Genomic DNA, 23,462 nt, shown 5'->3' with positions numbered 1-23,462 from the left:
AGTGGTCGTGAAACTGTGGGAGCCATCGGCTCCCACAATTTTTTTCACCTGACGGAACGCCGGCAATGACCCAACTCCCCACCGACATCAAACTGCACAAAGCCTCGAAAACCCTGTCGCTCAAATACGCGTCCGGCGAGGAATACACCCTGCCCGCCGAATTCCTGCGCGTGCATTCCCCCTCCGCCGAGGTCCAGGGCCACGGCAAACCGATCCTGCAATTCGGCAAGCTGCACGTCGGCCTGACCAAGGTAGAACCGGCCGGTCAGTACGCACTGAAACTGACCTTCGATGACGGTCACGACAGCGGACTGTTCACCTGGGATTATCTGTACGAACTGGGGCGACGTCATGACGCACTCTGGGCGGATTATCTGGCCGAGCTCAAAGCCGCCGGCAAAACCCGCGACCCGGACCAGTCCGTCGTCAAGCTGATGCTCTAGTCCGCGCCTCGGACTGTTTAGAGGGCATTTTCTAGATTCATCTGTTTGAATGCTCCGCTAAAGCGGCCCGGGATCGGCTGCTTGCGAAAAAAATCAATCTCGGGTAACCAATGGAACTGGCAAGTTCCCTGCAGTGCTCTACGACTGTAAAGCAGCTATGCAGAATCAACGGTCACCCGAGCAGTAGTACCTGGCATTGGCTGTGGAACTGCACAGCAGAAAACCGGGTACTCGTCTCAGGACAATGGAGCGTCGTAGATGAGTAACAAGAATAACGATGATTTGAAGTACCAGGCCTCGGAGAACACCCTGGGGCTGAATCCTGTCGTTGGGCTTCGCGGAAAGGATCTGCTGGCCTCTGCTCGAATGGTGCTGACCCAGGCCATCAAACAACCGATCCATAGTGTCAAACACGTCACCCAGTTCGGCCTCGAACTGAAGAACGTGCTGTTCGGCAAATCCGACCTGCAACCGGCGGGCGATGACCGTCGCTTCGTCGATCCGGCGTGGAGTCAGAACCCGCTGTACAAACGTTATCTGCAGACCTATCTGGCGTGGCGCAAGGAACTCCATGCCTGGATCGACGACAGCAGTCTCTCGCCCAAGGACATCGCGCGCGGCCACTTCGTGATCAACCTGATGACCGAGGCCATGGCGCCGACCAACACGGCGGCCAACCCGGCGGCGGTCAAACGCTTCTTCGAGACCGGTGGCAAGAGCCTGCTCGACGGCCTCTCGCACCTGGCCAAGGATCTGGTACACAACGGCGGCATGCCGAGCCAGGTCAACATGGGCGCGTTCGAGGTCGGCAAGAGCCTGGGCGTGACCGAAGGCGCAGTGGTGTTTCGCAACGACGTGCTGGAGCTGATCCAGTACAAGCCGATCACCGAGCAAGTGCACGAGCGCCCGCTGCTGGTGGTGCCGCCGCAAATCAACAAGTTCTATGTATTCGACCTGAGCCCGGACAAGAGCCTGGCGCGCTTCTGCCTGCGCAACAATGTGCAGACCTTCATCGTCAGCTGGCGCAACCCGACCAAGGAACAGCGCGAGTGGGGCCTCTCGACCTACATCGAAGCCCTGAAGGAAGCGGTCGACGTGGTCACCGCGATCACCGGCAGCAAGGACGTCAACATGCTTGGCGCCTGCTCCGGCGGCATCACCTGCACCGCCCTGCTCGGTCACTACGCGGCAATCGGCGAGAACAAGGTGAACGCCCTGACCCTGCTGGTCAGCGTGCTCGATACAACGCTGGACAGCGACGTCGCGCTCTTCGTCGACGAGCAGACCCTGGAGACCGCCAAGCGCCATTCGTATCAGGCCGGCGTGCTCGAAGGCAAAGACATGGCCAAGGTCTTCGCCTGGATGCGCCCCAACGATCTGATCTGGAACTACTGGGTCAACAACTACCTGCTCGGCAACGAGCCGCCGGTGTTCGACATCCTGTTCTGGAACAACGATACGACTCGACTGCCGGCCGCGTTCCACGGCGACCTGATCGAGATGTTCAAAAACAACCCACTGATCCGCCCCAATGCACTGGAAGTGTGCGGCACGCCGATCGACCTCAAGCAGGTGACCGCCGACATCTTCTCGCTGGCCGGCACCAACGACCACATCACCCCGTGGAAGTCCTGCTACAAGTCGGCGCAGCTGTTTGGCGGCAAGGTGGAATTCGTGCTGTCCAGCAGCGGGCATATCCAGAGCATTCTGAACCCGCCGGGCAACCCGAAATCGCGCTACATGACCAGCGACGAAATGACCGCCAATGCCGATGACTGGCAGGAAAACTCGACCAAGCACGCCGACTCCTGGTGGCTGTACTGGCAGGCGTGGCAGGCTGCGCGGTCGGGCGAACTGAAAAAGGCGCCGACCAAGCTGGGCAACAAGGCGTATCCGGCAGGTGAAGCCTCACCGGGCACTTACGTTCACGAGCGGTAACCGACATCTGTGGGAGCGAGCTTGCTCGCGAAGGCGGACTGACATTCAACATTGAAGTCGACTGATTCGCCGCTTTCGCGAGCAAGCTCGCTCCCACAGTTAAAGATGAGATAGAGATTTCACCCACAGGGCCTTGAAGCATGCCGCACCCGTTCATCTTTCGAACTGTCGAGCTGGATGGCCAGACCATCCGCACGGCGGTCCGCCCCGGCAAGCCTCACTTGACGCCCTTGCTGATATTCAACGGCATCGGCGCCAACCTGGAGCTGGTGTTTCCTTTTGTCGCGGCGCTGGATCCGGACCTGGAAGTGATCGCCTTCGACGTGCCCGGTGTCGGTGGTTCCTCGACGCCGAGCCGACCGTATCGCTTTCCGGGACTGGCGAAGCTTACCGCGCGGATGCTCGATTACCTCGACTACGGACAGGTCAACGTGATCGGCGTGTCCTGGGGTGGCGCACTGGCGCAACAGTTCGCCTACGACTATCCCGAGCGCTGCAAGAAGCTGGTGCTGGCGGCGACCGCTGCCGGTGCGGTGATGGTGCCGGGCAAGCCGAAGGTGCTGTGGATGATGGCCAGCCCACGGCGCTACATCCAGCCGTCCCATGTGATTCGCATCGCCCCGATGATCTACGGCGGCTCGTTCCGCCGCGACCCGACACTCGCCGCCAGCCATGCGGCCAAGGTGCGTTCGGCGGGCAAGCTCGGCTACTACTGGCAACTGTTCGCGGGCCTGGGCTGGACCAGTATTCACTGGCTGCACAAGATCCATCAGCCGACGCTGGTGCTGGCCGGTGATGACGATCCGCTGATCCCGCTGATCAACATGCGCATGCTCGCCTGGCGAATCCCCAACGCGCAGCTGCACATCATCGACGACGGGCATCTGTTCCTGATTACCCGGGCCGAGGCGGTGGCGCCGATCATCATGAAATTCCTCCAGGAGGAACGTCAGCGTGCGGTGATGCATCCGCACCCGACACCGCTGGGCGGATAACCGCCCCGGCACGGATTTCTGGACAGCGTTTTGCAACGTGTCCGCACAGGTGCGTGGCAGGACGCCACGCAGGCAACAACCCGCAACAGCGTCTATGGTGTTCTGGTTCGGTGTGTTTGTTTTTGGCCTGAAGACGAAGGAGTGTTGAGTCATGCGTGACAAACCAGCGACGGGCGTCGTGCCCAGCCCCGCCGTGTTCATCAATGCACAGAGTGCCATGACCGGTCTGCGCGGCCGGGACCTGATCTCGACCTTGCGCAACGTCGCGACCCACGGGCTGCGCAATCCGATCCACAGTGCAAAACACGCCTTGAAGCTGGGAGGCGCGCTCGGACGCGTGCTGCTCGGCGAAACCCTGCACCCGACCAACCCACAGGACAGTCGCTTCGCTGATCCGGCGTGGAGCCTGAACCCGTTCTACCGGCGCAGCCTGCAGGCTTATCTGGCCTGGCAGAAACAGGTCAAGAGCTGGATCGACGAGAGCAGCATGAGCGACGACGACCGCGCCCGCGCGCACTTCGCCTTCACCCTGCTCAACGACGCCGTGGCGCCCTCCAACACCCTGCTTAATCCGCTGGCGGTCAAGGAACTGTTCAACTCCGGCGGCCACAGTCTGGTGCGCGGGCTGAGCCATCTGTTCGATGACCTGCTGCACAACGACGGCCTGCCACGCCAGGTGACCAAACAGGCTTTCGAAGTCGGCAAGACCGTCGCCACCACCACCGGCTCGGTGGTGTTTCGCAACGAAATGCTCGAGCTGATCCAGTACCGGCCGATGAGCGAAAAACAGTATTCGAAACCGCTGCTGGTGGTGCCGCCGCAAATCAACAAGTACTACATTTTCGACCTCAGCCCGAGCAACAGCTTCGTCCAGTTCGCCCTGAAGAACGGCTTGCAGACCTTCATGATCAGCTGGCGCAACCCGGATGTGCGGCATCGCGAATGGGGCCTGTCGACCTACGTCGAAGCCGTGGAAGAAGCGATGAACATCTGCCGGGCGATCACCGGCGCCCGCGAGGTCAACCTGATGGGCGCCTGCGCCGGCGGGCTGACCATCGCGGCGCTGCAAGGGCATCTGCAGGCCAAGCGGCAGTTGCGGCGGGTCTCCAGCGCTACCTATCTGGTGAGCCTGCTCGACAGTGAAATGAACACCCCGGCCACCCTGTTCGCCGATGAGCAAACGCTCGAAGCGGCCAAGCGGCGCTCCTATCAGAAAGGCGTGCTGGAGGGTCGCGACATGGCCAAGGTGTTCGCCTGGATGCGCCCCAACGATTTGATCTGGAGTTATTTCGTCAATAACTACCTGCTGGGCAAGGAGCCGCCGGCGTTCGACATCCTCTACTGGAACAACGACAGCACCCGCCTGCCCGCCGCGTTTCATGGCGACATTCTGGACTTCTTCAAGCACAACCCGTTGACCCATCCGGGTGGCCTGGAAGTGTGCGGCACGCCGATCGATCTGCAGAAGGTCACGGTCGACAGCTTCAGCGTGGCCGGCATGAACGACCACATCACGCCGTGGGACGCGGTGTATCGCTCGACGCTGTTGCTGGGCGGTGAGCGGCGCTTCGTGTTGTCCAACAGCGGCCACGTGCAGAGCATCCTCAACCCGCCGGGCAACCCGAAAGCCAATTACGTCGAGAACGGAAAGCTCAGCGGCGATCCGCGCGCCTGGTACTACGACGCCAAGAAAGTCGACGGCAGTTGGTGGCCGCAGTGGCTGGAGTGGGTGCAGCAGCGCTCCGGCACCCTGCGCGAAACCCAGATGACCCTCGGCAACGCCAATTATCCACCGATGGAAGCGGCACCCGGCACCTATGTGCGTGTGCGCTGACTGACTCAAGCCCTTTTAAGAAGACTGGATGAAAACAAGCGAACGGATCCTCGAATGTGCCCTGCAGTTGTTCAATGAAAAGGGCGAGCCGAACGTCTCCACCATGGAGGTTGCCAATGAAATGGGGATCAGCCCCGGCAACCTCTACTACCACTTCCACGGCAAGGAACCGCTGATTCTCGGCCTGTTCGAGCGCTTCCAGAACGACCTCGCCCCGCTGCTCGACCCGCCCGCCGATGTCGAACTGGCGCCGGAGGATTACTGGCTGTTCCTGCACCTGATCGTCGAACGGCTGGCGCAGTACCGCTTCCTGTTCCAGGACCTGTCGAACCTGGCCGGACGCCTGCCGAAACTGGCCAAGGGCATTCGCCAGTTCCTCAACGTGCTCAAGCGCACGCTGGCATCATTGCTGGCGCGGCTGAAGGCGTCGGGGCAGTTGGTCAGCGACACCCAGGCGCTGGGGCAACTGGTGGAGCAGATCACCATGACGTTGCTGTTCTCGCTGGACTATCAGCGGATTCTTGATCGCGAAGGGGAAGTGCGGCTGGTGGTGTACCAGATCATGATGCTGGTGGCACCGCACCTGTTGCCGCCGGTGAAGGTGGCGACGGAGAGGATGGCTTTGCAGTATCTCGAAGATCACGAGTAATCCGACGGCTTTTACCCAAACAAAAACGCCCGACCTTCACAGGCCGGGCGTTTTCTTGAGCCCTGAAAATCAGGACTGACTGGTTGGCGTCGACGGAGTCGATGCAGCAGTCGGAGCAGGCGCCGGGGTTGGAGCCGAGGCGGAGTTCGACGTGCTTGCCAGTGCTTGCGGTGTGGTCACCGGTTTTGGCGCAGCTGGTTTCGGCGCAGCGGCTTTCGGCGCGGCCGGTTTTTTCACTGCCGGTTTCTTCGCCGCAGCCGGTTTGGCGGCAGGCTTGGCAGCGGGTTTGGCGGCAGCGGTTTTCGCTGCTGGCTTGGCCGCAGGTTTGGCAGCTGGTTTTGCTGCCGGCTTGGCGGCGGCCTTGGCGGCAACCGGTTTGGCCGCGGCTTTCGCTGCAGGCTTGGCAGCAGCGGTTTTGGCTGCAGGTTTTGCGGCCGGTTTGGCGGCGGCTTTAGCCAGTGGCTTGGCAGCGGTTTTGGCCGCAGGCTTGGCTGCTGCGGTTTTGGCCGCGACAGGCTGAGCTTTCAGGCCGGTGAGTTTTTCGATCTGCTTGGTCAGGGTATCGACCTTCTTGTGCAGATCCTTCACCTCGTTGCGGCTCGGTACGCCCAGGCGCGAAATCGCGCTGTTCAGGCGCTTGTCGAAAGCCCCTTCCAGCTGATCCCAGGTGCCCAGTGCGCGATCTTTCACGCCGCTGATACGCGATTTTGCCGAGCTTGCAGAATCCTTGGCAGCATCGACTTTCTTGCCGACTGCAGCCTTGGTGAGCTTCTCGGCTTTCTCGCCGTCTTTGACCAATGTATCGAAGAGCTTGCTGCCGTCAGTGTCGATCTTCGAGTACACGCCTAAACCAGCCAGCCAGATCTTGCGGGAATAGTCTTCGACTTTTCCGATCCACGAGCTGCCTTCTTTATCGGTGTTCTTTTTACCAGCCATCCCGTTCTCCTTAAGATTTACGCGCGACGCGTTCGAGCAATGCCGTCAGCTCATCGAGCTTAGCAGAGAGTGCCTCAACGTCATGTTTAGACGGAATGCCGATACGATTCAAGGCACTGGCGACACGCGTGTCGAACGCCTTCTCGACCTTGTCGAGCTGAACTTCGACCCGGCCTTTGAAAGAGCTGACTTCGCTCTTGGCTTCATCGATCTCGGCGTTGGCCGCTTCGAGTTTTTCGGTGACGGCTTTTTTGCCTTTCTTTTCAACAGTTTGACCAGCCTTGATCAACTCCTGAAAGTACTCGCTGCCCTCCTGACCGACCTTGGTGTAGGCACCCAGGCCTGCCAGCCAGATCTTGCGGGCATAGGATTTGACGTCGCTCAGAGCGGAAGTCGAAGCGTCGATTTTTTTCTTCAAAATGACTTTGGCCATGGTGCACCTCACGCGCAGAAGGTTTGAGGAACTGCCCTGACGAGTGTCGGGCTCAGGCACAAAGTAGGGAGAAAAATTAGAAACGGCACCCTAACAACTGACATAAACAGGTGGGCACACCACAAAACAAATGTGGGAGCGAGCTTGCTCGCGAATGCGGTGTGTCAGTCACGGAAATGTCGGCTGATACAACGTATTCGTCGGATCGCCGCCCGGAGCAAGCTCGCTCCCACAGGGGGATTTCATTTCAGGCAGAAATCAGACCAGCGCTTTATCCAGCGCCTTTTCGATCTCGGCTTTGATCATGCCGCTCATGGCCGACATCATCAGGCCCAGTTCCACGTCGACCCGGATCGAATCCTCGGCCACATGCACCGCGCCCTTCACGCCCGACCGTTTGAGGTTCAGGACATCGCCCGACCACTGCGGCTCCAGGCCATATTGATCGGAGAGTTTCTGCGCCAGTTTGTCGGCTTTCTCGCGGGCTGCTTCCTTGCCCAGGCTGTGGGCACGCTCAACACTGATATGGGCCATTGAATGACTCCTGCTTTTTGAATGGGGCTATGAATGCCTGCAACGAATCTTGACCGCCACTGCGGCAAATCGTCCCGAAGGTTGCCCATCTTACCTTTAGCCATTCCAAGACAAAGCATGGCTTGGGGATTAGAATGTCGCGCATTCTCTTTTGGTGACAGCGATATGACTGATCAGCGCAAAGGCAGCGATGCCGAACCCACCACTCACTTCGGCTTCAAAAACGTTCCGGAAAGCCAGAAAGCGGAAAAAGTCGCTGAGGTGTTCCACTCCGTGGCCGCCAAGTACGACCTGATGAACGACCTTCTGTCGGGCGGCATGCACCGTCTGTGGAAGCGTTTCGCGATCGAACTGTCGGGCGTGCGCGCCGGTAACCGCGTGCTGGACATCGCCGGCGGTACGGGCGACCTGACCAAGAAATTCTCGCACCTGGTCGGCCCGACCGGTCAGGTGGTTCTCGCGGACATCAACGAATCCATGCTCAAGGTCGGTCGTGACCGCCTGCTGGATGTCGGTGTTTCGGGCAACGTCGAGTTCGTTCAGGCCGACGCTGAAAAGCTGCCGTTCCCGGACAACCATTTCGACTGCGTGACCATCGCCTTCGGCCTGCGCAACGTGACGCACAAGGAAGACGCCCTGCGTTCGATGCTGCGCGTACTCAAGCCGGGCGGTCGCCTGCTGGTGCTGGAATTCTCCAAGCCGACCAACGCGCTGATGTCCAAGGCCTACGACGCCTACTCGTTCGCCTTCATGCCGCTGATGGGCAAGCTGATCACCAATGACTCGGAAAGCTATCGCTACCTGGCCGAATCGATCCGCATGCACCCGAATCAGGAAACCCTGAAGTCGATGATGGTCGACGCCGGTTTCGACCGCGTGACCTATCACAACATGACCGCAGGCATCGTCGCCCTGCACCGCGGCATCAAACCCTGATGCTGCTGACCGGGCTGCTCGCCAGCGTCGAACTCGGCCTGAACCGCGTGCTGCGTCTCGACAGCACGGCGCTGCCGCGACTGGCGCATCTGACCGGCAAAGTGATTGCCGTGGATTGCCGCAGCCCGGCGCTGCAACTGTTCATCCTGCCGAGCGACGAAGGCCTGATGCTGGCATCCCACTGGGAAACCGGCGTCGACTGCACCCTGCGCGCCCCGGCCTCGAGCCTGGTGAAACTGGCCCTGAGCAAGGACAAGACGGCGGTGCTGCACGCGCCGGAAGTCGAACTCGACGGTGACAGCGGCGTGCTGCTGGAGCTGGCGGGCGTGCTGCAGGATCTGGAGCTGGACTGGGAGTACGAACTCTCGCGCTGGCTGGGCCCGGTCGCCACGCAACTGGTCGGCGGTCACCTGCGCAGCCGCGCCCGCTGGTATCAACAAGGATTTGCCAGCCTCAACCAGAACCTCGCCGAATACCTGGCCGAAGAATCGCGTACCCTCGTCGGTCAGCGCGAAGCCGAAGCCCGCTTCAGCGAACTGGACCGGATCAAACTCGATCTGGAACGTCTCGAGGCGCGCTTCGAGCGCCTTTCCCGATCCCTCGACCCAAGCGATAACGCATGAAGCTGCTCGCCGTCCGCCGTCTGTTGCGCATCCAGCGCGTCGTGATCCGCTACCGCCTCGATGACCTGCTGTTCGACCTGCCTTTGCCGTGGTTCCTGCTGGCGCTGCGCTACGTCTTGCCGTGGCGCTGGCTCCCGCGCAAGCCGCTGGACCTGAGCCGTGGCGCACGCCTGCGCCTGGCCTTGCAGGACCTGGGGCCGATCTTCATCAAGTTCGGGCAGATCCTTTCGACCCGCCGCGACCTGCTGCCGGAAGACATCGCCGATGAGCTGATGCGGTTGCAGGACCGCGTGCCGCCGTTCGATTCGCAGCTGTCGGTCAAGCTGATCGAAGAGCAACTGGGCAAGAAGATCAGCGAAGTGTTCAGCCGCTTCGACGTCGAACCGCTGGCCTCGGCCTCGGTGGCGCAAGTACACGCCGCGCAACTGAAGACCGGTGAAGAAGTGGTGGTCAAGGTGATCCGCCCGGGCCTGAAGCCGATCATCGCCCAGGATCTGGCGTGGCTGTTCATCCTCGCCCGCGCCGCCGAAAAGGTCTCCGCCGACGCCCGTCTGCTGCACCCGGTGGACGTGGTCAGCGACTACGAAAAAACCATCTACGACGAACTCGATCTGTTGCGCGAGGCGGCCAACGCCAGCCAGTTGAAGCGCAACTTCGAAGGCTCGCCGCTGCTTTACGTGCCGCAAGTCTATTGGGACTGGTGCCGGCCGAAAGTGCTGGTGATGGAGCGCATCTACGGGATTCAGGTGACGGATCTGGCGACCCTCGCCGACCAGCGCACCGACATGAAGATGCTCGCCGAACGCGGCGTGGAGATCTTCTTCACCCAGGTGTTCCGCGACAGTTTCTTCCACGCCGACATGCACCCGGGCAACATTTTCGTCAGCACCGTCAACCCGTGGAGCCCGCAGTACATCGCGATCGACTGCGGCATCGTCGGCAGTCTGACCCCGGAAGACCAGGACTACCTGGCGCGCAACCTGTTCGCCTTCTTCAAGCGCGACTACCGCCGCGTGGCGCAATTGCACATCGATTCGGGCTGGGTACCGGCGGAAACCAAGCTCAACGAATTCGAAGCGGCGATCCGTACCGTGTGCGAGCCGATCTTCGAAAAACCATTAAAAGATATTTCATTTGGCCAGGTGCTGATGCGCCTGTTCCAGACCGCGCGCCGCTTCAACATGGAAGTGCAGCCACAACTCGTATTGCTGCAAAAGACCCTGCTGAACATCGAAGGCCTGGGCCGCCAGCTGTACCCGGACCTCGATCTGTGGAACACCGCACAGCCGTTCCTCGAACGCTGGATGCGCGAGCGCGTCAGCCCGAAAGCCTTGATCGGCAACGTCCAGAGCCAGTTCGAACAACTGCCGCACCTGGCCAACATGGCCCGCGACCTGCTCGAACGCATGTCCCAGCCCCACGCCAACGACCCGCCGCCACCATGGAAAAAACGCAAGGACGACTGGTTCCTGCGCCTGCTCGGCAGCGCCCATCTGGCGGGCGGTACGATCCTCGCCGCCGGGGGCCCGATGCACGAACTGGGGCATTGGCCCGCCGGAATCATGGTGGCAGTCGGCTTGTATCTGGTCGTTCGCCGATAGCCAGTTCCGTGATCGGCTGGCACACTGTTTCAACGCCTGAACCCGACTATTGAAGTGTGGGTTCGCTGTCGGAGTCGAAGATGAAAAACTGGCTGGACGAGATCAAGTGGGACGCCGATGGCCTGGTGCCGGCGATTGCCCAGGATCACAAGACCGGACGCGTATTGATGATGGCCTGGATGAACCGCGAAGCCCTGGAGCTGACCGCGGCGGAAAACCGTGCCATCTATTGGTCACGTTCCCGTGGCAAGCTGTGGCGCAAGGGCGAAGAATCCGGCCACGTACAGACGCTGCATGAAATGCGTCTGGACTGCGACGCCGACGTCATCATCCTGATGGTCGAACAGATCGGCGACATCGCTTGCCATACCGGCCGTCAAAGCTGCTTCTACCGCGTCTTCGAAAACGGCGACTGGAAAACGGTCGACCCGGTCCTGAAAGACCCGCACGCTATTTACTCCGCAGGACACAAACATGAGTGACACCCTGACCCGCCTTGCTCAGGTGCTGGAAGAGCGCAAGGGCGCAGCCGCCGACAGCTCGTATGTCGCCAGCCTGTATCACAAGGGTCTGAACAAGATTCTGGAGAAAGTCGGCGAAGAATCGGTCGAAACGATCATCGCCGCCAAGGACGCCGCCGTCAGCGGCGACTGCAGCGACGTGATCTACGAGACCGCCGACCTGTGGTTCCACAGCATGGTCATGCTCGCCCAGCTGGGGCAGCATCCGCAGGCAGTGCTGGATGAACTGGATCGCCGTTTCGGCCTGTCCGGACACGTCGAGAAAGCCTCGCGCCCGTCCGCCTGAACAACTATTAGAGAGGAACAGCAACATGGGCATTTTTGACTGGAAACACTGGATCGTCATCCTGGTGGTCGTGGTACTGGTGTTCGGTACCAAGAAACTGAAAAACCTCGGCACCGACGTCGGCGAATCGATCAAGGGCTTCCGTAAAGCCATGAACGACGACGAAAAACCGGCCGATCCGACCGTCACGCCTGCGCAGCCGGTTCCACCGGTTCAGCCGCAAGCCACCGCTCAGGCCAACCCGCCGCACACCATCGACGTGCAGGCGCAGAAAGTCGAAGAGCCGATCCGCAAAGACGTGTGAGCACTGACTAATGTTTGGTATCAGCTTCTCTGAACTGCTGCTCGTCGGCCTCGTTGCCCTGCTGGTGCTGGGTCCCGAGCGTCTGCCGGGCGCTGCGCGCACCGCCGGCCTGTGGGTCGGACGGCTGAAGCGCAGCTTCAACGCGATCAAACAGGAAGTTGAGCGTGAAATCGGTGCCGACGAAATCCGTCGGCAACTGCACAACGAGCACATCCTGTCGCTGGAGCAGGAGGCGCGGAAGATTTTCACGCCGGTTCAGCAGGAGCCGACGCCGGTCGAGCACGTGGGTGAGCAGACGATTCACAGCCCTGCAGCTCCAACGCCTGTGGCACCTGCTGTAGCGCCAACCGAACCAGCGCCTGTCGTCGCGCCAGCCCCGGTTGAACACGTAGCTCCAACCGCCGCGCCGACCACACCAGCGCCTCACGACACCACTCTGCCGCCGCGAGCCCCATGAGCGATCTCCCCGAAAACGACCAGCACATGCCGCTGGTTTCGCACCTCACCGAGTTGCGCACCCGCCTGCTGCGTTGCGTGGCGGCGATCTTCATCATCTTCGCCGGGCTGTTTGCCTTCACCCAGCAGATCTACACCTTCGTCTCGACGCCGCTGCGTGAATACCTGCCGGCCGGCGCGACGATGATCGCCACCGACGTGTCGTCGCCGTTCCTGACGCCGCTGAAACTGACGATGATGGTCTCGCTGTTCCTGGCGATTCCGGTGATCCTGCATCAGATCTGGGGCTTCATCGCACCGGGCCTGTACAAGCACGAGAAGCGTGTCGCGGTACCGTTGCTGATCTCCAGCATCCTGCTGTTCTACACCGGCATGGCGTTCGCCTACTTCTTCGTGTTCCCGCTGATCTTCAAATTCTTCGCCTCCGCCACCCCGGCCGGCGTGGAAATGATGACCGACATCACCAGTTACCTCGATTTCGTCATGACGCTGTTTTTCGCCTTCGGCGTGGCGTTCGAAATCCCGGTGGCCGTGGTGCTGCTGGTGTGGATCGGTGTGGTCGACGTCAAATACCTGAAGAAGATCCGTCCGTACGTGATCATCGGCTGCTTCGTGGTCGGCATGATCCTGACCCCGCCGGACATCTTCTCCCAGACCCTGCTGGCCGTGCCGATGTGGATGCTGTTCGAAGTCGGCATCCTGTTCGGCAGTCTGGTCAGCAAGCGCGAGCGCCCGGAAGAAACCGCCGACGACCACAACGACCAGCCGCCAGCGACTCAGCCATGAACCTGCTGCTGCTCGAAGAGGCCGACTTCATCGCGGCCGACCGCGTCGTGCTGCGTGATCGGCGCCTGACTCACATGCAGGAAGTCCACCGCTCGGAAGTCGGCGACAGCCTGCGGGTCGGGCGCATCAACGGGTTGATGGGCTCGGCCGAGCTGCTGCGCCTGGAAGCAGGCGAAGCCGAACTGCGGGTCACCCTCGATCAACCGCCGCCGGCCAAACTGCCGCTGACCCTGGTACTCGCCCTGCCCCGCCCGAAGATGCTGCGCCGGGTGTTCCAGACCGTGGCGACCATGGGCGTGTCGAAGGTGATTCTGGTCAACAGCTACCGGGTCGAGAAAAGCTTCTGGCAGACGCCGTTCCTCGAACCGGAAGCGATCCGCGAACAACTGATCCTCGGCCTCGAACAGGCCCGGGATACGGTGCTGCCGGAAATCATCATCGAGAAGCGCTTCAAGCCGTTCGTCGAAGACCGCCTGCCGGCCATCACCGACGGCACCCTCGGCCTGGTCGGCCATCCGGGCAACTTCCCGCCCTGCCCGCGTGCCCTGAGCGAACCGGTGACCCTGGCCATCGGCCCCGAGGGTGGCTGGATTCCCTACGAAATCGATCTGCTGGCCAAGGCCGGGCTGCAACCGGTGCAGCTTGGCGAGCGAATCCTGCGGGTCGAAACCGCCGTCACCGCGCTGCTCGCCCGGCTGTTCTGAAGTCTTCGCCAGACAAAAGGCGTTACAGATTGCCATCATGCGGCCGATACCCTCCCCATAAGTCCAATTAGTGGTCCGAGGGAGTCGTCGCATGTACCGTTGGTTAGCCGAGAGTCTTGGAAACGTCAGCGTCAAACGTAAGCTTGGAATCGGTTTCGGCCTGGTGCTGCTGCTGACCCTGTTGATCACCTTCACCGGCTGGACCGGCATGAGCGGCATCATCAGCCGGGGCGACAAACTCGGCTTCATCTCCAGCCTCAACGAGCTGACCAAGGACCTGCGCCTGGCGCGCCTGGACTATGAAGCCCGCCGTGGCGAACAGGGCCCCGGTGCGGTCAACGACCTGCTCGGCAAACTCGACGCCGGCCTGCAAAGCGCTCGCGGCATGATCGAGCAACCGTCCGACGTGGCCATGATCGATCAGCAACTGGCGGCGGTTGCCGAGTACAAACGCGCCTTTGGCGACATGACCCAGGCCACCGTGCAGCGTGAAGACGCCCGCAGCAAACTCGGCGCCAGCGCCGATAACGCCGTGGCCAAGGTCAGCGAAGTCGAGAAATCACTGCTGCAAGGCGACAGCGTCGCGCAATTCAACAGCGTGATCGAGCTGAGCAAACTGCTGCAGCAGGCGCGCTATCAGGTGCGCGGCTACACCTACAGCGGCAAGGCCGAAGCCGAACAACCGGCGCTGGATGCCATCGCCGCCGCCCTGAACAATCTGGAAAGCCTGCCGAGCAAACTGCCCGAGCAACACATCGCCAACCTGCAGCAGGCCACCGAATCGCTGAAGGCTTACCGCGCTGCCGTCAGCCAGTTCCGCGACTCCCAGGTGAACAATGCCAAGGCGCTGGCCCGCATGTCGGCCCAGGGTGACATCCTGCTCGATGTCAGCAAGAAACTCACGGTGTCCCAGACCATCGTCCGCGACACCGATGCTGCCAGCGCCAAGAACCAGCTGCTGATCGCCACTCTGCTGGCCGTGGCTTTCGGCCTGCTCGCCGCTTGGGCGATCACCCGCCAGATCATCATTCCGCTGGAGCAAACCCTGAAAGTTGCCGAGCGCGTGGCCGCCGGTGATCTGACCCACAACCTGGTGTCCCTGCGCCGCGACGAACTCGGCCAACTGCAACGCTCGATGCAGAGCATGACTCAAGGCCTGCGCGAATTGATCGGTGGGATCAGCGACGGCGTGACCCAGATCGCCAGCGCTGCCGAAGAACTGTCGGCCGTGACCGAGCAGACCAGCGCCGGCGTGAACAATCAGAAAATCGAGACCGACCAGGTCGCGACCGCCATGAACGAAATGGCCGCCACCGTGCAGGAAGTCGCGCGCAACGCCGAGGAAGCTTCGGAAGCAGCCGTCGCCGCTGACCAGCAGGCCCGTGAAGGCGACAAGGTGGTTGGCGAGGCCATCGCCCAGATCGAACGTCTGGCTGCTGAAGTCGGCCACTCCACCGAGGCCATGGGCGAGCTCAAGCGCGAAAGCGACAAGATCGGCAGCGTGCTCGACGTGATCAAGTCCGTGGCCCAGCAAACCAACCTGCTGGCACTCAACGCCGCCATCGAGGCCGCCCGTGCCGGTGAAGCCGGACGTGGTTTTGCGGTGGTTGCCGACGAAGTCCGCAGCTTGGCCCAGCGCACTCAGAAGTCCACCGAAGAGATCGAAGAGCTGATCGTCGGTCTGCAGAACGGCACCCAGCAAGTGGCGACGATCATGGACAACAGCCGCACCCTGACCGACAGCAGCGTCGAGCTGACCCGGCGTGCCGGTGGTTCGCTGGAAAGCATTACCCGTACCGTTTCGGCGATTCAGGCGATGAACCAGCAGATCGCCGCGGCGGCCGAGCAGCAGAGCGCCGTGGCCGAAGAGATCAACCGCAGCGTGCTGAACGTGCGGGATGTCTCGGACCAGACTTCGGCGGCCAGTGAAGAGACGGCGGCCTCCAGCGTCGAGCTGGCGCGTTTGGGCACTCACCTGCAAACGCTGGTGGGCCGGTTCAAGGTGTAAACCGCACAAACAAAAAAAACGCAGCCAATGGCTGCGTTTTTTTTGCCCTGCGTTTAGAGGACTTGCCGCAGGAACGCCTGGGCTCGCGGGTCCTTCGGTGCATCGAAGAACTCTGACGGCGAGGCGTCTTCCAGCAGTTTGCCGTGATCGAAGAACAGTACCCGATCCGCCACTTCCCGGGCGAAGCCCATTTCGTGGGTCACGCAGACCATCGTCATGCCTTCCACGGCCAGGTTCTTCATCACGTCCAGCACTTCGCCGACCATTTCCGGGTCGAGGGCCGAGGTCGGTTCGTCGAACAGCATGACCTTGGGGTCCATCGCCAGAGCCCGGGCAATCGCCACGCGCTGCTGCTGACCGCCGGACAGGCGCGATGGATATTCGCGGGCCTTCTGGGCGATGCCGACCTTCTCCAGCAATGCCAGAGCCTTGGCCTCGCTTTCCTTCTGGCCGCGCTTGCGCACGACTTTCTGCGCCAGGCACAGGTTTTCCAGCACGGTCATGTGCGGGAACAGATTGAAATGCTGGAACACCATGCCGACTTCGCGGCGGTAGGCGTTGACGTCGGTTTTCGGGTCGGCCAGTTGCAGGCCGTCGATGCTCACCGAGCCGGAATCGAATTCTTCCAGACCATTGAGGCAACGCAGGAACGTCGACTTGCCGGAACCGGACGGGCCGATCACCACCAGCACTTCACCCTTGGCGACGGACGTGCTGACGTTATCCACCGCGCGCACCACTTGCCCACGGGTGTCGAAGACTTTTACCAGATCGCGGACTTCAATCACTTTGCGCGAGCCTCCGCTCAAGCCGGCTGGCGATTTTCGACAGCGGCAGGTTGATCAACAGGTATAGGCCGGCGACGCAGAACAGGATCTCGAACGGCGAGAACGACGTGGTGATGACTTCACGACCGCTTTTCAGCAGCTCGGTGATGGCGATCACCGACACCAGCGAGGTGTCTTTGACCAGACTGATGAACTGCCCGGCCAACGGTGGCAGCACGCGCTTGAACGCTTGCGGCAGCACCACATGACGCATCGACTGGCCGGCGCTCAGACCCAGCGAACGCGCCGCTTCGTTCTGGCCACGAGCAATCGACTGGACGCCGGAACGGATGATTTCCGCCACGTAGGCGCCGGTGAACAGCGACAGCGCGGCGATCCCGGCGAATTCCCGGGACAGGTTCATCACCGTGCCGATGAAGAAATAGAAAATGAAGATCTGCACCAGCAGCGGCGTGCCGCGCACCAGTTCGACATAAATCGTCGACAGGTCGCGCAGGGTCGGGTTGCTCGACAGCCGGCACAGCCCGGTGGCCAGACCGATCAGCAAGCCCAGCACGCCGGACACCACCGACAGCCAAAGCGTGGTCCACAGGCCCCACAACAGTGGACCTGCCGCCCAATGCCGCGTCACGCCCACGACGTCGCCTTCGGCCACATCGTCGCCCTGAGCGAATTGCAGGCTGTTTTCGTCGACGGTCAGGTGCTGCTCGTCACCGGCATCGTTGCGCAGAGTGACCTGCGCGCTGCCGCCCTTGCGCACCAGTTCGCTGACGGTGGAAATGTCGGTCGCGCGCTGGGTTTCCTCGGCCTGATAGGCGAAGTACTGCGGCACACGATTCCAGCGCCATTCATAGGACATCAGCGACGTGGCGTAATACAGCGCGCCGGCCAGGCCGACCAGCACCAGCACGGTCAGGACGTGCCAGGGCCATTGGGCTTTTTTCTGTTTCATTGAATGTTTCTCTGATTCGCTCGTTCCCACGCTCTGCGTGGGAATGCATCCTGTGACGCTCTGCGTCACGCTTGCGAAGGGACGCGGAGCGTCCCGGGCGGCGTTCCCACGCAGAGCGTGGGAACGATCGGCGAGCGGGTGTTATTCCATGTCCTTGAGCCACTCGGTGCTCTTGAACCACTTGTCATGGATGCGATCGTAGGTGCCGTCTTCGTGGATCTGGTGCAGGAAGTTGTTGATGAAGTTGATGCTGTCGTAGTCACCCTTCTTCAGACCGAAGGCCAGCGGCTCGTAGGTGAACGGCTTGTCGAGGAACACCAGTTTGCCGGCGCCGACCTTGTTCACTGCAACGACGTTGTACGGCGCGTCGTAGATGAAGGCGTCAGCCTTGCCGTTGACCACGTCGAGCACGGCTTCCTGCTCGTTGTCGTAGCCGTGGTACTTGGCCTTGGAGATCAGCTTCTTGGCGACCATCTCGCCGGTGGTGCCCAGCTTGGAGGTGATGCGGTAATCGGCGGTGTTCAGGTCTTTATAGGACTTGATGGTGCCTTCCAGCTCTTTACGGATCAGCAGGGTCTGGCCGACCACGATGAACGGTTCGCTGAAGTTCAGGCGCAGGTTGCGTTCCTGGGTCAGGGTCATGCCACTGCCGATCATGTCGAACTTGTCGGTCATCAACGCCGGGATGATCCCGTCGTAACCGGTGGAGACCAGCTCCAGCTTGACGCCCATGGCCTTGGTCATGGCTTTGAGGATGTCGACTTCGAAACCGATGATTTCGCCGCGCTTGTTGGTCATTTCGAACGGCATGTAGGTCGGATCCATACCGACTTTCAACGAGCCGCGCTTGACCGCGTCATCGATTGCGCCGGCCTGCGCCGCATTGACTGCAACCAGTGCCGTGACGCCGACCAGCAGCATCGACAGATACTTCTTCATCTTCAAGTCCCCAAAACCATTGCGTTTGCGGCGCGAAAACCGACAGAAATGGACAAGATTGTCCGGGTGCGCCAATTCGGGGACGGATGCTAACGCACTCGTCCGTTTGCACAAGGTTTTTTGATCGGTTGGTGCCGGATGGGACGCAGAGCGTCTCGGGCTGCATTCCCACGCAGAGCGTGGGAACGAGTGATCCGCGACGGTAATCGGCAGGCAAAAAAAACCCCGCTTTCGCGGGGTTTCTTCATCAGGCCGGTTGCGTCTGCAAGCTCACCGGCTTGAGCGGCAGCAGCGGTGCATGAGGGTCGGCTTTCACCGAAGCCCGCCATGCATCCAGCCACTCGGCGTGACCTTCGGCCCACACCTGCTCGTGCAGACGGGCCAGGGCCACCGGATCGCTCAGCAGTTGCAGGCGATCATGGTTGTTCAGCCCGGCCGGGCCGACCTTGATCGCGTGACGCACACGTTCCTGGCGCAGCCATTCGATCGGCTCGGCCTCACCGTGACGCGAGGTCGCCAGCGAGCACGCCAGGGCGTTCTGCTGCGGATCGACCACGGCGCGGACGAAGCCGTCGTTCAGCGCGTGCCAGCGGTTTTCGTGGGTGTACTGATCGGTGGCCAGCAGCGCCTGTGGCGGATTGTATTCCTCGGGGATGAGGAACAGGCTCTCGTCACGGGATTTGAGGCCCAGACCGACGCGACTGGAAATCACCGACACCGGAATCGACAGCATCAGCGAACCGACGATCGGCACCAGCCACCACAGGAAGCTTGGGTTCAGCCAGATCACCAGCAGCGCCCAGAAGAAGCCCAGCAGGGTCTGCGGACCGTGACGCTTGACCGCTTCGCTCCATGGCGTCGAGTCGTCGTCACGCTGCGGCGAGTTCCAGGTCGCGGCCCAGCCGAGGAACGCGGCCAGAACGAAACGGGTGTGGAAAATCATCCGCACCGGCGCCAGCAGCATGGAGAACAGCATCTCCAGCAGCATCGACAGGGTCACCTTGAACTTGCCGCCGAACTCTTTCGCGCCCTTGGCCCAGATCAGGATGATGCTCAACAGCTTCGGCAGGAACAGCAGCACGATGGTCGTCGAGAACAGCGCGATCGCCTTGTCCGGGTGCCATTGTGGCCACAGCGGATAGAGCTGACGCGGTTCGAGGAAGTACTGCGGCTCCATCAGCGTGTTCACCGCCAGCAGCGCGGTCGACAACACCAGGAAGAAGAACCACAGCGGTGCCGACAGGTAAGACATCACGCCGGTCAGGAACACCGCGCGGTGCACCGGGTGCATGCCTTTTACCAGGAACAGACGGAAGTTCATCAGGTTGCCGTGGCACCAGCGACGGTCACGCTTGAGTTCGTCGAGCAGGTTCGGCGGCAGTTCTTCGTAGCTGCCCGGCAGATCGTAGGCAATCCACACGCCCCAGCCGGCACGGCGCATCAGCGCAGCTTCAACGAAGTCGTGAGAGAGGATCGCACCGGAGAACGCCCCCTTGCCCGGCAACGGCGCCAGGGCGCAGTGGTCGATGAACGGCTTCATGCGGATGATCGCGTTGTGACCCCAGTAGTGGGATTCACCCAGCTGCCAGAAGTGCAGGCCGGCGGTGAACAGCGGACCGTAAACGCGGGTGGCGAACTGCTGCATGCGGGCATACAGCGTGTCCATGCCCGAAGCACGCGGCGCGGTCTGGATGATGCCGGCGTCCGGAGTGGCCTCCATCAGGCGTACCAGACTGGTCAGGCACTCGCCGCTCATGACCGAGTCGGCGTCGAGTACGACCATGTACTTGTAGTCACCGCCCCAGCGACGGCAGAAGTCATCGAGGTTGCCGCTCTTGCGTTTGACGCGGCGGCGACGGCGGCGATAGAAGATCTTGCCGAAACCCTTGGCTTCGCGGCAGACGTCCAGCCAGGCCTGCTGCTCGGCAACGCAGATGTCGGTGTCGTTACTGTCACTGAGGACGAAGAAGTCGAAACGGTCCAGGTCACCGGTAGCGGCGACCGACTCGAACGTCGCGCGCAGACCGGCGAACACCCGAGGCACGTCTTCGTTGCAGATCGGCATCACCAGTGCGGTGCGCGCATCCTTCGGAATCGGCTCGTTACCGGCACTTTTACCGGAGATCCGGTATTTATCGTGGCCGGTGAGCAATTCGAGGAAGCCCATCAGCGCGGTCCAGAAACCGGCCGACACCCAGCAGAACAGAATCCCGAACATGATCAGGATGCTGGTCTGCAGCGCATACGGCAGCACTTGCGTGGCGGTTTGCAGCAGCGGTTGATGCAGGACTTCTTCCAGATCGACGAACGACCAGCCCTGGTACGGCATGATGCCTTTCATGTACCAGCCGGCGACGATGGTCTGACCCAGCATCAGCACCAGCAGAATGTAGCGACGGATCGAACCGACCGTGCGCCAGCGCGCCGCCGGCAGCACGTTGGCGTCCTTCGGCGGTTGCGGCGGGTTGGTCCGGCCTGTCAGGCGGCGCCAGCCACGCACCAGAATGTTGGTGCGCCACGGCTCCGGCACGACCTTGGTCCGACGGATCGGCGGCGTGGCCTTCATGCTGACCCGGCCGCTGGCGTCGAGCACCAGCATTTCCGCGTCTTGCAGCTCTTCGGCGGTGCTCAGGGTCAGGCGCTTGCCCACCGAAGCCTGGGCGGCTTCGGTCGGAGCGTCAAAGGTCTTGGACGACAGGCGTTCATGCAATTCGCTGAAGGACTGGCAGCCCGCGAGTTCCGCGCGCTGCTCGTCGGTCATCGGCAGATGCGCCAGGTACTCGGACAGAGTCTCTGGCTGTACTTGAGAGTTACTCATCGGCAGGCAACTGATAGCTCCAGGTCTCGGTCAGGACTTCTTCAGTCGGTGCCGATTCCGGTGTGGCTGGGGCCGCGTCCGCAGCGGCTGGCTGCTTGGCGTCTTTGTTGGCCTTGTCCTTGGCATCTGCAACCGGCTTGGCGTCGGCCTGTTTGGCCTCGGCGGCCTTGGCTTCCTTGTCGGCTTTCTCTTGTTGCTTGGCGGCAACCTTGTCGGCTTTGGCTACCGACGAGTTGGACGTCGGCACCGAAGACTTGACCAGATCAGCGGTCACCACTGGCTGAACCAGAGCCGCGCGCATCTCGGTGGACTTGCTCGCGTCCTTGATCTTCATCCGCAGGGTCAGGCGCCAGCCCTTGGTTTCAGGGTTGTAGCGCACGCTGTTCTCGACCAGCTCGGCGTTGTCGCCAACGCTGACCTGGCTGCGAACGTCCGCATCCGGGGCCAAAGCGACCAGAGACGGGCCTTCGAAGTCGACCAGGTAGGCAACGCTGCCATCCGGCTGACGGATCAGGTTCGATTGCTTGACGTCACCCGTGGAGCGCAGGGTCTGGTTGACCCAGGCGCTGTCCGGCGCGTGCAGTGCGGCTTCGTCGATGGTCCAGTGCATGCGGTAGGCGAAGTCCAGCGGCTGGCCAGGCTCCGGCAGTTTTTCCGGGCTCCAGAACGCAACGATGTTGTCGTTGGTTTCGTCGGCGGTCGGGATCTCGACCAGATCTACGGTGCCTTTGCCCCAGTCGCCCTTCGGCTCGATCCAGGCGCTTGGGCGCTTGTCGTAGCGGTCGTCGAGGTCTTCGTAGTGGCTGAAGTCACGGCCACGTTGCAGCAGACCGAAACCACGCGGGTTCTCGACGCTGAACTGGCTGACAGCCAAATGTTTAGGGTTGTTCAGCGGACGCCAGATCCACTCGCCGTTGCCGGCATGGATCGACAGACCGCTGGAGTCGTGCAGTTCACGACGGTAGTTGAGCACTTTCGACGGCTGGTTGGCGCCGAACAGGAACATGCTGGTCAGCGGCGCGATGCCGAGCTTGCCGACCTTGTCACGCAGGTACATCTGGCCCTTGACGTCGACAATGGTGTCGCTGCCCGGACGCAGGATCAGACGGTAGGCGCCGGTCGCACGTGGCGAATCCAGCAGGGCGAAGATCACCAGGTGCTTGTCACCCGGCTTCGGCTGCTGAATCCAGAACTCGCGAAAACGCGGGAATTCTTCGCCGGACGGCAAAGCGGTGTCGATTGCCAGACCACGGGCCGACAGACCGTAGGTGTGACCCTTGCCGACGACGCGGAAGTAGCTCGCGCCCAGCATGGTCATGATTTCGTCTTGCTTGTCAGCCTTGTTGATCGGGTACAGCACACGGAAACCGGCATAGCCCAGTTGTTCGGTGGCCTTCGGATCGAACTGCAGGTCGCCGAAATCGAAACGGCTCGGATCGTATTTGATCTCTTCGACGGTGTTCGCGGTGATTTCGTTGATTTTTACCGGCGTATCGAAGTGCATGCCCTGGTGATAGAAGGACAGCTTGAACGGGTTCTTCTGGTCGGCCCATTCGGCTTTTTCGGTGCGGAAACGAATCTTCTGATAGTCCGCGAATTTCATTTCACGGAATTCGTTCGGCAGGTTGCTGCGCGGGGCTTCGAACTTCTGCCCGGCCAGCTCTTTGGCCTTGGCCGACACATCGTCAAGATTGAATGCCCAAAGCTGGCCGGCGCTGAGCAGGCAGAGTACTGCCGAGCCCGCTACCAGAGCGCTGCGCAAGCGTTTGGCAGACAATTTTGCTGCATTACAGGGACTAACAATCACGAGCAACCCTCGCCGAAAACAGATCAATAAACCAACGGCCAGATGAAGTGCCTGTGAGGGATTCGGTACAAAAGAACCGACCTTTCAGGGCACCCTTGCCAAGTTGGCGAGCATTGTTCCGACTCCGCTGGGTCAAAATGATTCCCCAATCGGATCCGGACAAGTCTCTAC

23 protein-coding genes are annotated in these 23,462 nt (G+C 61.5%); 15 read left to right on the top strand and 8 right to left on the bottom strand.

Annotated features, from left to right (window positions below):
• The first annotated feature begins 65 nt into the window (after positions 1-65).
• From LOY31_RS02020 to LOY31_RS02000, 5 genes are all read left to right on the top strand, one after another.
• Positions 66-443: a gamma-butyrobetaine hydroxylase-like domain-containing protein gene (locus tag LOY31_RS02020; protein ID WP_011332068.1), complete on the top strand. Its 378-nt coding sequence runs from the start codon at positions 66-68 to the stop codon at positions 441-443.
• A gap of 258 nt (positions 444-701) precedes the next feature.
• Positions 702-2,381, top strand: a complete 1,680-nt coding sequence (gene phaC, locus LOY31_RS02015) for a class II poly(R)-hydroxyalkanoic acid synthase (protein WP_039772445.1) — start codon at positions 702-704, stop codon at positions 2,379-2,381.
• 140 nt (positions 2,382-2,521) lie between these two features.
• A complete protein-coding gene (gene phaZ, locus LOY31_RS02010) occupies positions 2,522-3,376 on the top strand; it encodes a poly(3-hydroxyalkanoate) depolymerase (RefSeq protein WP_007952412.1) in 855 nt (284 codons plus the stop codon).
• A gap of 151 nt (positions 3,377-3,527) precedes the next feature.
• Positions 3,528-5,210 (top strand): class II poly(R)-hydroxyalkanoic acid synthase, encoded by a 1,683-nt coding sequence (phaC, locus tag LOY31_RS02005; RefSeq protein WP_258712760.1) that lies wholly within the window; start codon positions 3,528-3,530, stop codon positions 5,208-5,210.
• A gap of 28 nt (positions 5,211-5,238) precedes the next feature.
• Complete coding sequence (locus LOY31_RS02000) at positions 5,239-5,859, top strand: TetR/AcrR family transcriptional regulator (protein WP_007952414.1); 621 nt, start codon at positions 5,239-5,241, stop codon at positions 5,857-5,859.
• A 69-nt stretch (positions 5,860-5,928) separates the two neighbouring features.
• On the opposite strand, the gene LOY31_RS01995 is transcribed toward LOY31_RS02000, so the two are convergent.
• The 3 genes from LOY31_RS01995 to LOY31_RS01985 form a co-directional block, all read right to left on the bottom strand.
• Positions 5,929-6,795 (bottom strand): phasin family protein, encoded by an 867-nt coding sequence (locus LOY31_RS01995; protein WP_115076253.1) that lies wholly within the window; start codon positions 6,793-6,795, stop codon positions 5,929-5,931.
• Between the two features lie 10 nt (positions 6,796-6,805).
• Positions 6,806-7,228 carry a phasin family protein gene (locus tag LOY31_RS01990; protein ID WP_007952416.1) on the bottom strand — a complete coding sequence of 141 codons (423 nt, stop codon included), beginning with the start codon at positions 7,226-7,228 and terminating at the stop codon, positions 6,806-6,808.
• Between the two features lie 258 nt (positions 7,229-7,486).
• Entirely contained in the window at positions 7,487-7,762 is a 276-nt protein-coding gene (locus LOY31_RS01985; protein WP_007952417.1) for a polyhydroxyalkanoic acid system family protein, read from the bottom strand.
• 165 nt (positions 7,763-7,927) lie between these two features.
• On the opposite strand from LOY31_RS01985, the gene ubiE reads away from it, so the two are divergent.
• The 10 genes from ubiE to LOY31_RS01935 all read left to right on the top strand — a co-directional run bounded on the left by ubiE (position 7,928) and on the right by LOY31_RS01935 (position 15,987).
• Positions 7,928-8,698 (top strand): bifunctional demethylmenaquinone methyltransferase/2-methoxy-6-polyprenyl-1,4-benzoquinol methylase UbiE, encoded by a 771-nt coding sequence (gene ubiE, locus LOY31_RS01980; RefSeq protein WP_007952418.1) that lies wholly within the window; start codon positions 7,928-7,930, stop codon positions 8,696-8,698.
• On the top strand, positions 8,698-9,321 hold the full coding sequence (locus tag LOY31_RS01975) for an SCP2 domain-containing protein (RefSeq protein ID WP_007952419.1): 624 nt from the start codon (positions 8,698-8,700) through the stop codon (positions 9,319-9,321). The genes ubiE and LOY31_RS01975 overlap by 1 nt, the downstream gene beginning before the upstream one ends.
• Positions 9,318-10,922, top strand: a complete 1,605-nt coding sequence (gene ubiB, locus LOY31_RS01970; protein ID WP_221533646.1) for a ubiquinone biosynthesis regulatory protein kinase UbiB — start codon at positions 9,318-9,320, stop codon at positions 10,920-10,922. Before LOY31_RS01975 ends, ubiB begins: the two co-directional genes overlap by 4 nt.
• An 80-nt stretch (positions 10,923-11,002) precedes the next feature.
• Complete coding sequence (hisI, locus tag LOY31_RS01965) at positions 11,003-11,404, top strand: phosphoribosyl-AMP cyclohydrolase (protein ID WP_007909357.1); 402 nt, start codon at positions 11,003-11,005, stop codon at positions 11,402-11,404.
• Positions 11,397-11,729: a phosphoribosyl-ATP diphosphatase gene (locus LOY31_RS01960; protein WP_007952422.1), complete on the top strand. Its 333-nt coding sequence runs from the start codon at positions 11,397-11,399 to the stop codon at positions 11,727-11,729. Before hisI ends, LOY31_RS01960 begins: the two co-directional genes overlap by 8 nt.
• A gap of 25 nt (positions 11,730-11,754) precedes the next feature.
• Positions 11,755-12,033: a twin-arginine translocase TatA/TatE family subunit gene (locus LOY31_RS01955; protein WP_007952423.1), complete on the top strand. Its 279-nt coding sequence runs from the start codon at positions 11,755-11,757 to the stop codon at positions 12,031-12,033.
• A 10-nt stretch (positions 12,034-12,043) separates the two neighbouring features.
• On the top strand, positions 12,044-12,490 hold the full coding sequence (tatB, locus tag LOY31_RS01950; protein ID WP_085608403.1) for a Sec-independent protein translocase protein TatB: 447 nt from the start codon (positions 12,044-12,046) through the stop codon (positions 12,488-12,490).
• Positions 12,487-13,275: a twin-arginine translocase subunit TatC gene (gene tatC, locus LOY31_RS01945; RefSeq protein ID WP_007952425.1), complete on the top strand. Its 789-nt coding sequence runs from the start codon at positions 12,487-12,489 to the stop codon at positions 13,273-13,275. The genes tatB and tatC overlap by 4 nt, the downstream gene beginning before the upstream one ends.
• Positions 13,272-13,979 (top strand): 16S rRNA (uracil(1498)-N(3))-methyltransferase, encoded by a 708-nt coding sequence (locus LOY31_RS01940; RefSeq protein WP_127796664.1) that lies wholly within the window; start codon positions 13,272-13,274, stop codon positions 13,977-13,979. Before tatC ends, LOY31_RS01940 begins: the two co-directional genes overlap by 4 nt.
• 91 nt (positions 13,980-14,070) lie before the next feature.
• A complete protein-coding gene (locus tag LOY31_RS01935; protein WP_085608400.1) occupies positions 14,071-15,987 on the top strand; it encodes a methyl-accepting chemotaxis protein in 1,917 nt (638 codons plus the stop codon).
• Positions 15,988-16,040: 53 nt separating this feature from the next.
• Here the strand turns inward: LOY31_RS01935 and LOY31_RS01930 are convergent, their stop codons facing one another.
• The 5 genes from LOY31_RS01930 to LOY31_RS01910 all read right to left on the bottom strand — a co-directional run bounded on the left by LOY31_RS01930 (position 16,041) and on the right by LOY31_RS01910 (position 23,291).
• Positions 16,041-16,775 carry an amino acid ABC transporter ATP-binding protein gene (locus LOY31_RS01930; RefSeq protein WP_085608399.1) on the bottom strand — a complete coding sequence of 245 codons (735 nt, stop codon included), beginning with the start codon at positions 16,773-16,775 and terminating at the stop codon, positions 16,041-16,043.
• The gene (locus LOY31_RS01925; protein WP_007952431.1) at positions 16,768-17,727 is read right to left on the bottom strand and encodes an amino acid ABC transporter permease; all 960 of its coding nucleotides are present in this window, start codon (positions 17,725-17,727) and stop codon (positions 16,768-16,770) included. Before LOY31_RS01925 ends, LOY31_RS01930 begins: the two co-directional genes overlap by 8 nt.
• A 141-nt stretch (positions 17,728-17,868) precedes the next feature.
• Positions 17,869-18,666 carry a transporter substrate-binding domain-containing protein gene (locus LOY31_RS01920; protein ID WP_039772466.1) on the bottom strand — a complete coding sequence of 266 codons (798 nt, stop codon included), beginning with the start codon at positions 18,664-18,666 and terminating at the stop codon, positions 17,869-17,871.
• Positions 18,667-18,913: 247 nt separating this feature from the next.
• Positions 18,914-21,484 (bottom strand): glucans biosynthesis glucosyltransferase MdoH, encoded by a 2,571-nt coding sequence (mdoH, locus tag LOY31_RS01915; protein ID WP_258712759.1) that lies wholly within the window; start codon positions 21,482-21,484, stop codon positions 18,914-18,916.
• Positions 21,477-23,291, bottom strand: a complete 1,815-nt coding sequence (locus LOY31_RS01910) for a glucan biosynthesis protein G (protein WP_258712758.1) — start codon at positions 23,289-23,291, stop codon at positions 21,477-21,479. The genes mdoH and LOY31_RS01910 overlap by 8 nt, the downstream gene beginning before the upstream one ends.
• Between the last annotated feature and the right edge of the window lie 171 nt (positions 23,292-23,462).

The sequence above is a fragment of the Pseudomonas sp. B21-021 genome, from assembly GCF_024749205.1.
GTDB lineage: Bacteria > Pseudomonadota > Gammaproteobacteria > Pseudomonadales > Pseudomonadaceae > Aquipseudomonas > Aquipseudomonas paraglycinae.
This window is presented reverse-complemented; position numbering and strand designations above follow the sequence as displayed.

Bases quoted from the DNA above. Each gene is read 5' to 3' on its own strand.
- LOY31_RS02020 (WP_011332068.1), top strand. From the start codon at position 66: ATGACCCAACTCCCCACCGACATCAAACTGCACAAAGCCTCGAAAACC.
- phaC (WP_039772445.1), top strand. From the start codon at position 702: ATGAGTAACAAGAATAACGATGATTTGAAGTACCAGGCCTCGGAGAAC.
- phaZ (WP_007952412.1), top strand. From the start codon at position 2,522: ATGCCGCACCCGTTCATCTTTCGAACTGTCGAGCTGGATGGCCAGACC.
- phaC (WP_258712760.1), top strand. From the start codon at position 3,528: ATGCGTGACAAACCAGCGACGGGCGTCGTGCCCAGCCCCGCCGTGTTC.
- LOY31_RS02000 (WP_007952414.1), top strand. From the start codon at position 5,239: ATGAAAACAAGCGAACGGATCCTCGAATGTGCCCTGCAGTTGTTCAAT.
- LOY31_RS01995 (WP_115076253.1), bottom strand. From the start codon at position 6,795: ATGGCTGGTAAAAAGAACACCGATAAAGAAGGCAGCTCGTGGATCGGA.
- LOY31_RS01990 (WP_007952416.1), bottom strand. From the start codon at position 7,228: ATGGCCAAAGTCATTTTGAAGAAAAAAATCGACGCTTCGACTTCCGCT.
- LOY31_RS01985 (WP_007952417.1), bottom strand. From the start codon at position 7,762: ATGGCCCATATCAGTGTTGAGCGTGCCCACAGCCTGGGCAAGGAAGCA.
- ubiE (WP_007952418.1), top strand. From the start codon at position 7,928: ATGACTGATCAGCGCAAAGGCAGCGATGCCGAACCCACCACTCACTTC.
- LOY31_RS01975 (WP_007952419.1), top strand. From the start codon at position 8,698: ATGCTGCTGACCGGGCTGCTCGCCAGCGTCGAACTCGGCCTGAACCGC.
- ubiB (WP_221533646.1), top strand. From the start codon at position 9,318: ATGAAGCTGCTCGCCGTCCGCCGTCTGTTGCGCATCCAGCGCGTCGTG.
- hisI (WP_007909357.1), top strand. From the start codon at position 11,003: ATGAAAAACTGGCTGGACGAGATCAAGTGGGACGCCGATGGCCTGGTG.
- LOY31_RS01960 (WP_007952422.1), top strand. From the start codon at position 11,397: ATGAGTGACACCCTGACCCGCCTTGCTCAGGTGCTGGAAGAGCGCAAG.
- LOY31_RS01955 (WP_007952423.1), top strand. From the start codon at position 11,755: ATGGGCATTTTTGACTGGAAACACTGGATCGTCATCCTGGTGGTCGTG.
- tatB (WP_085608403.1), top strand. From the start codon at position 12,044: ATGTTTGGTATCAGCTTCTCTGAACTGCTGCTCGTCGGCCTCGTTGCC.
- tatC (WP_007952425.1), top strand. From the start codon at position 12,487: ATGAGCGATCTCCCCGAAAACGACCAGCACATGCCGCTGGTTTCGCAC.
- LOY31_RS01940 (WP_127796664.1), top strand. From the start codon at position 13,272: ATGAACCTGCTGCTGCTCGAAGAGGCCGACTTCATCGCGGCCGACCGC.
- LOY31_RS01935 (WP_085608400.1), top strand. From the start codon at position 14,071: ATGTACCGTTGGTTAGCCGAGAGTCTTGGAAACGTCAGCGTCAAACGT.
- LOY31_RS01925 (WP_007952431.1), bottom strand. From the start codon at position 17,727: ATGAAACAGAAAAAAGCCCAATGGCCCTGGCACGTCCTGACCGTGCTG.
- LOY31_RS01920 (WP_039772466.1), bottom strand. From the start codon at position 18,666: ATGAAGAAGTATCTGTCGATGCTGCTGGTCGGCGTCACGGCACTGGTT.
- mdoH (WP_258712759.1), bottom strand. From the start codon at position 21,484: ATGAGTAACTCTCAAGTACAGCCAGAGACTCTGTCCGAGTACCTGGCG.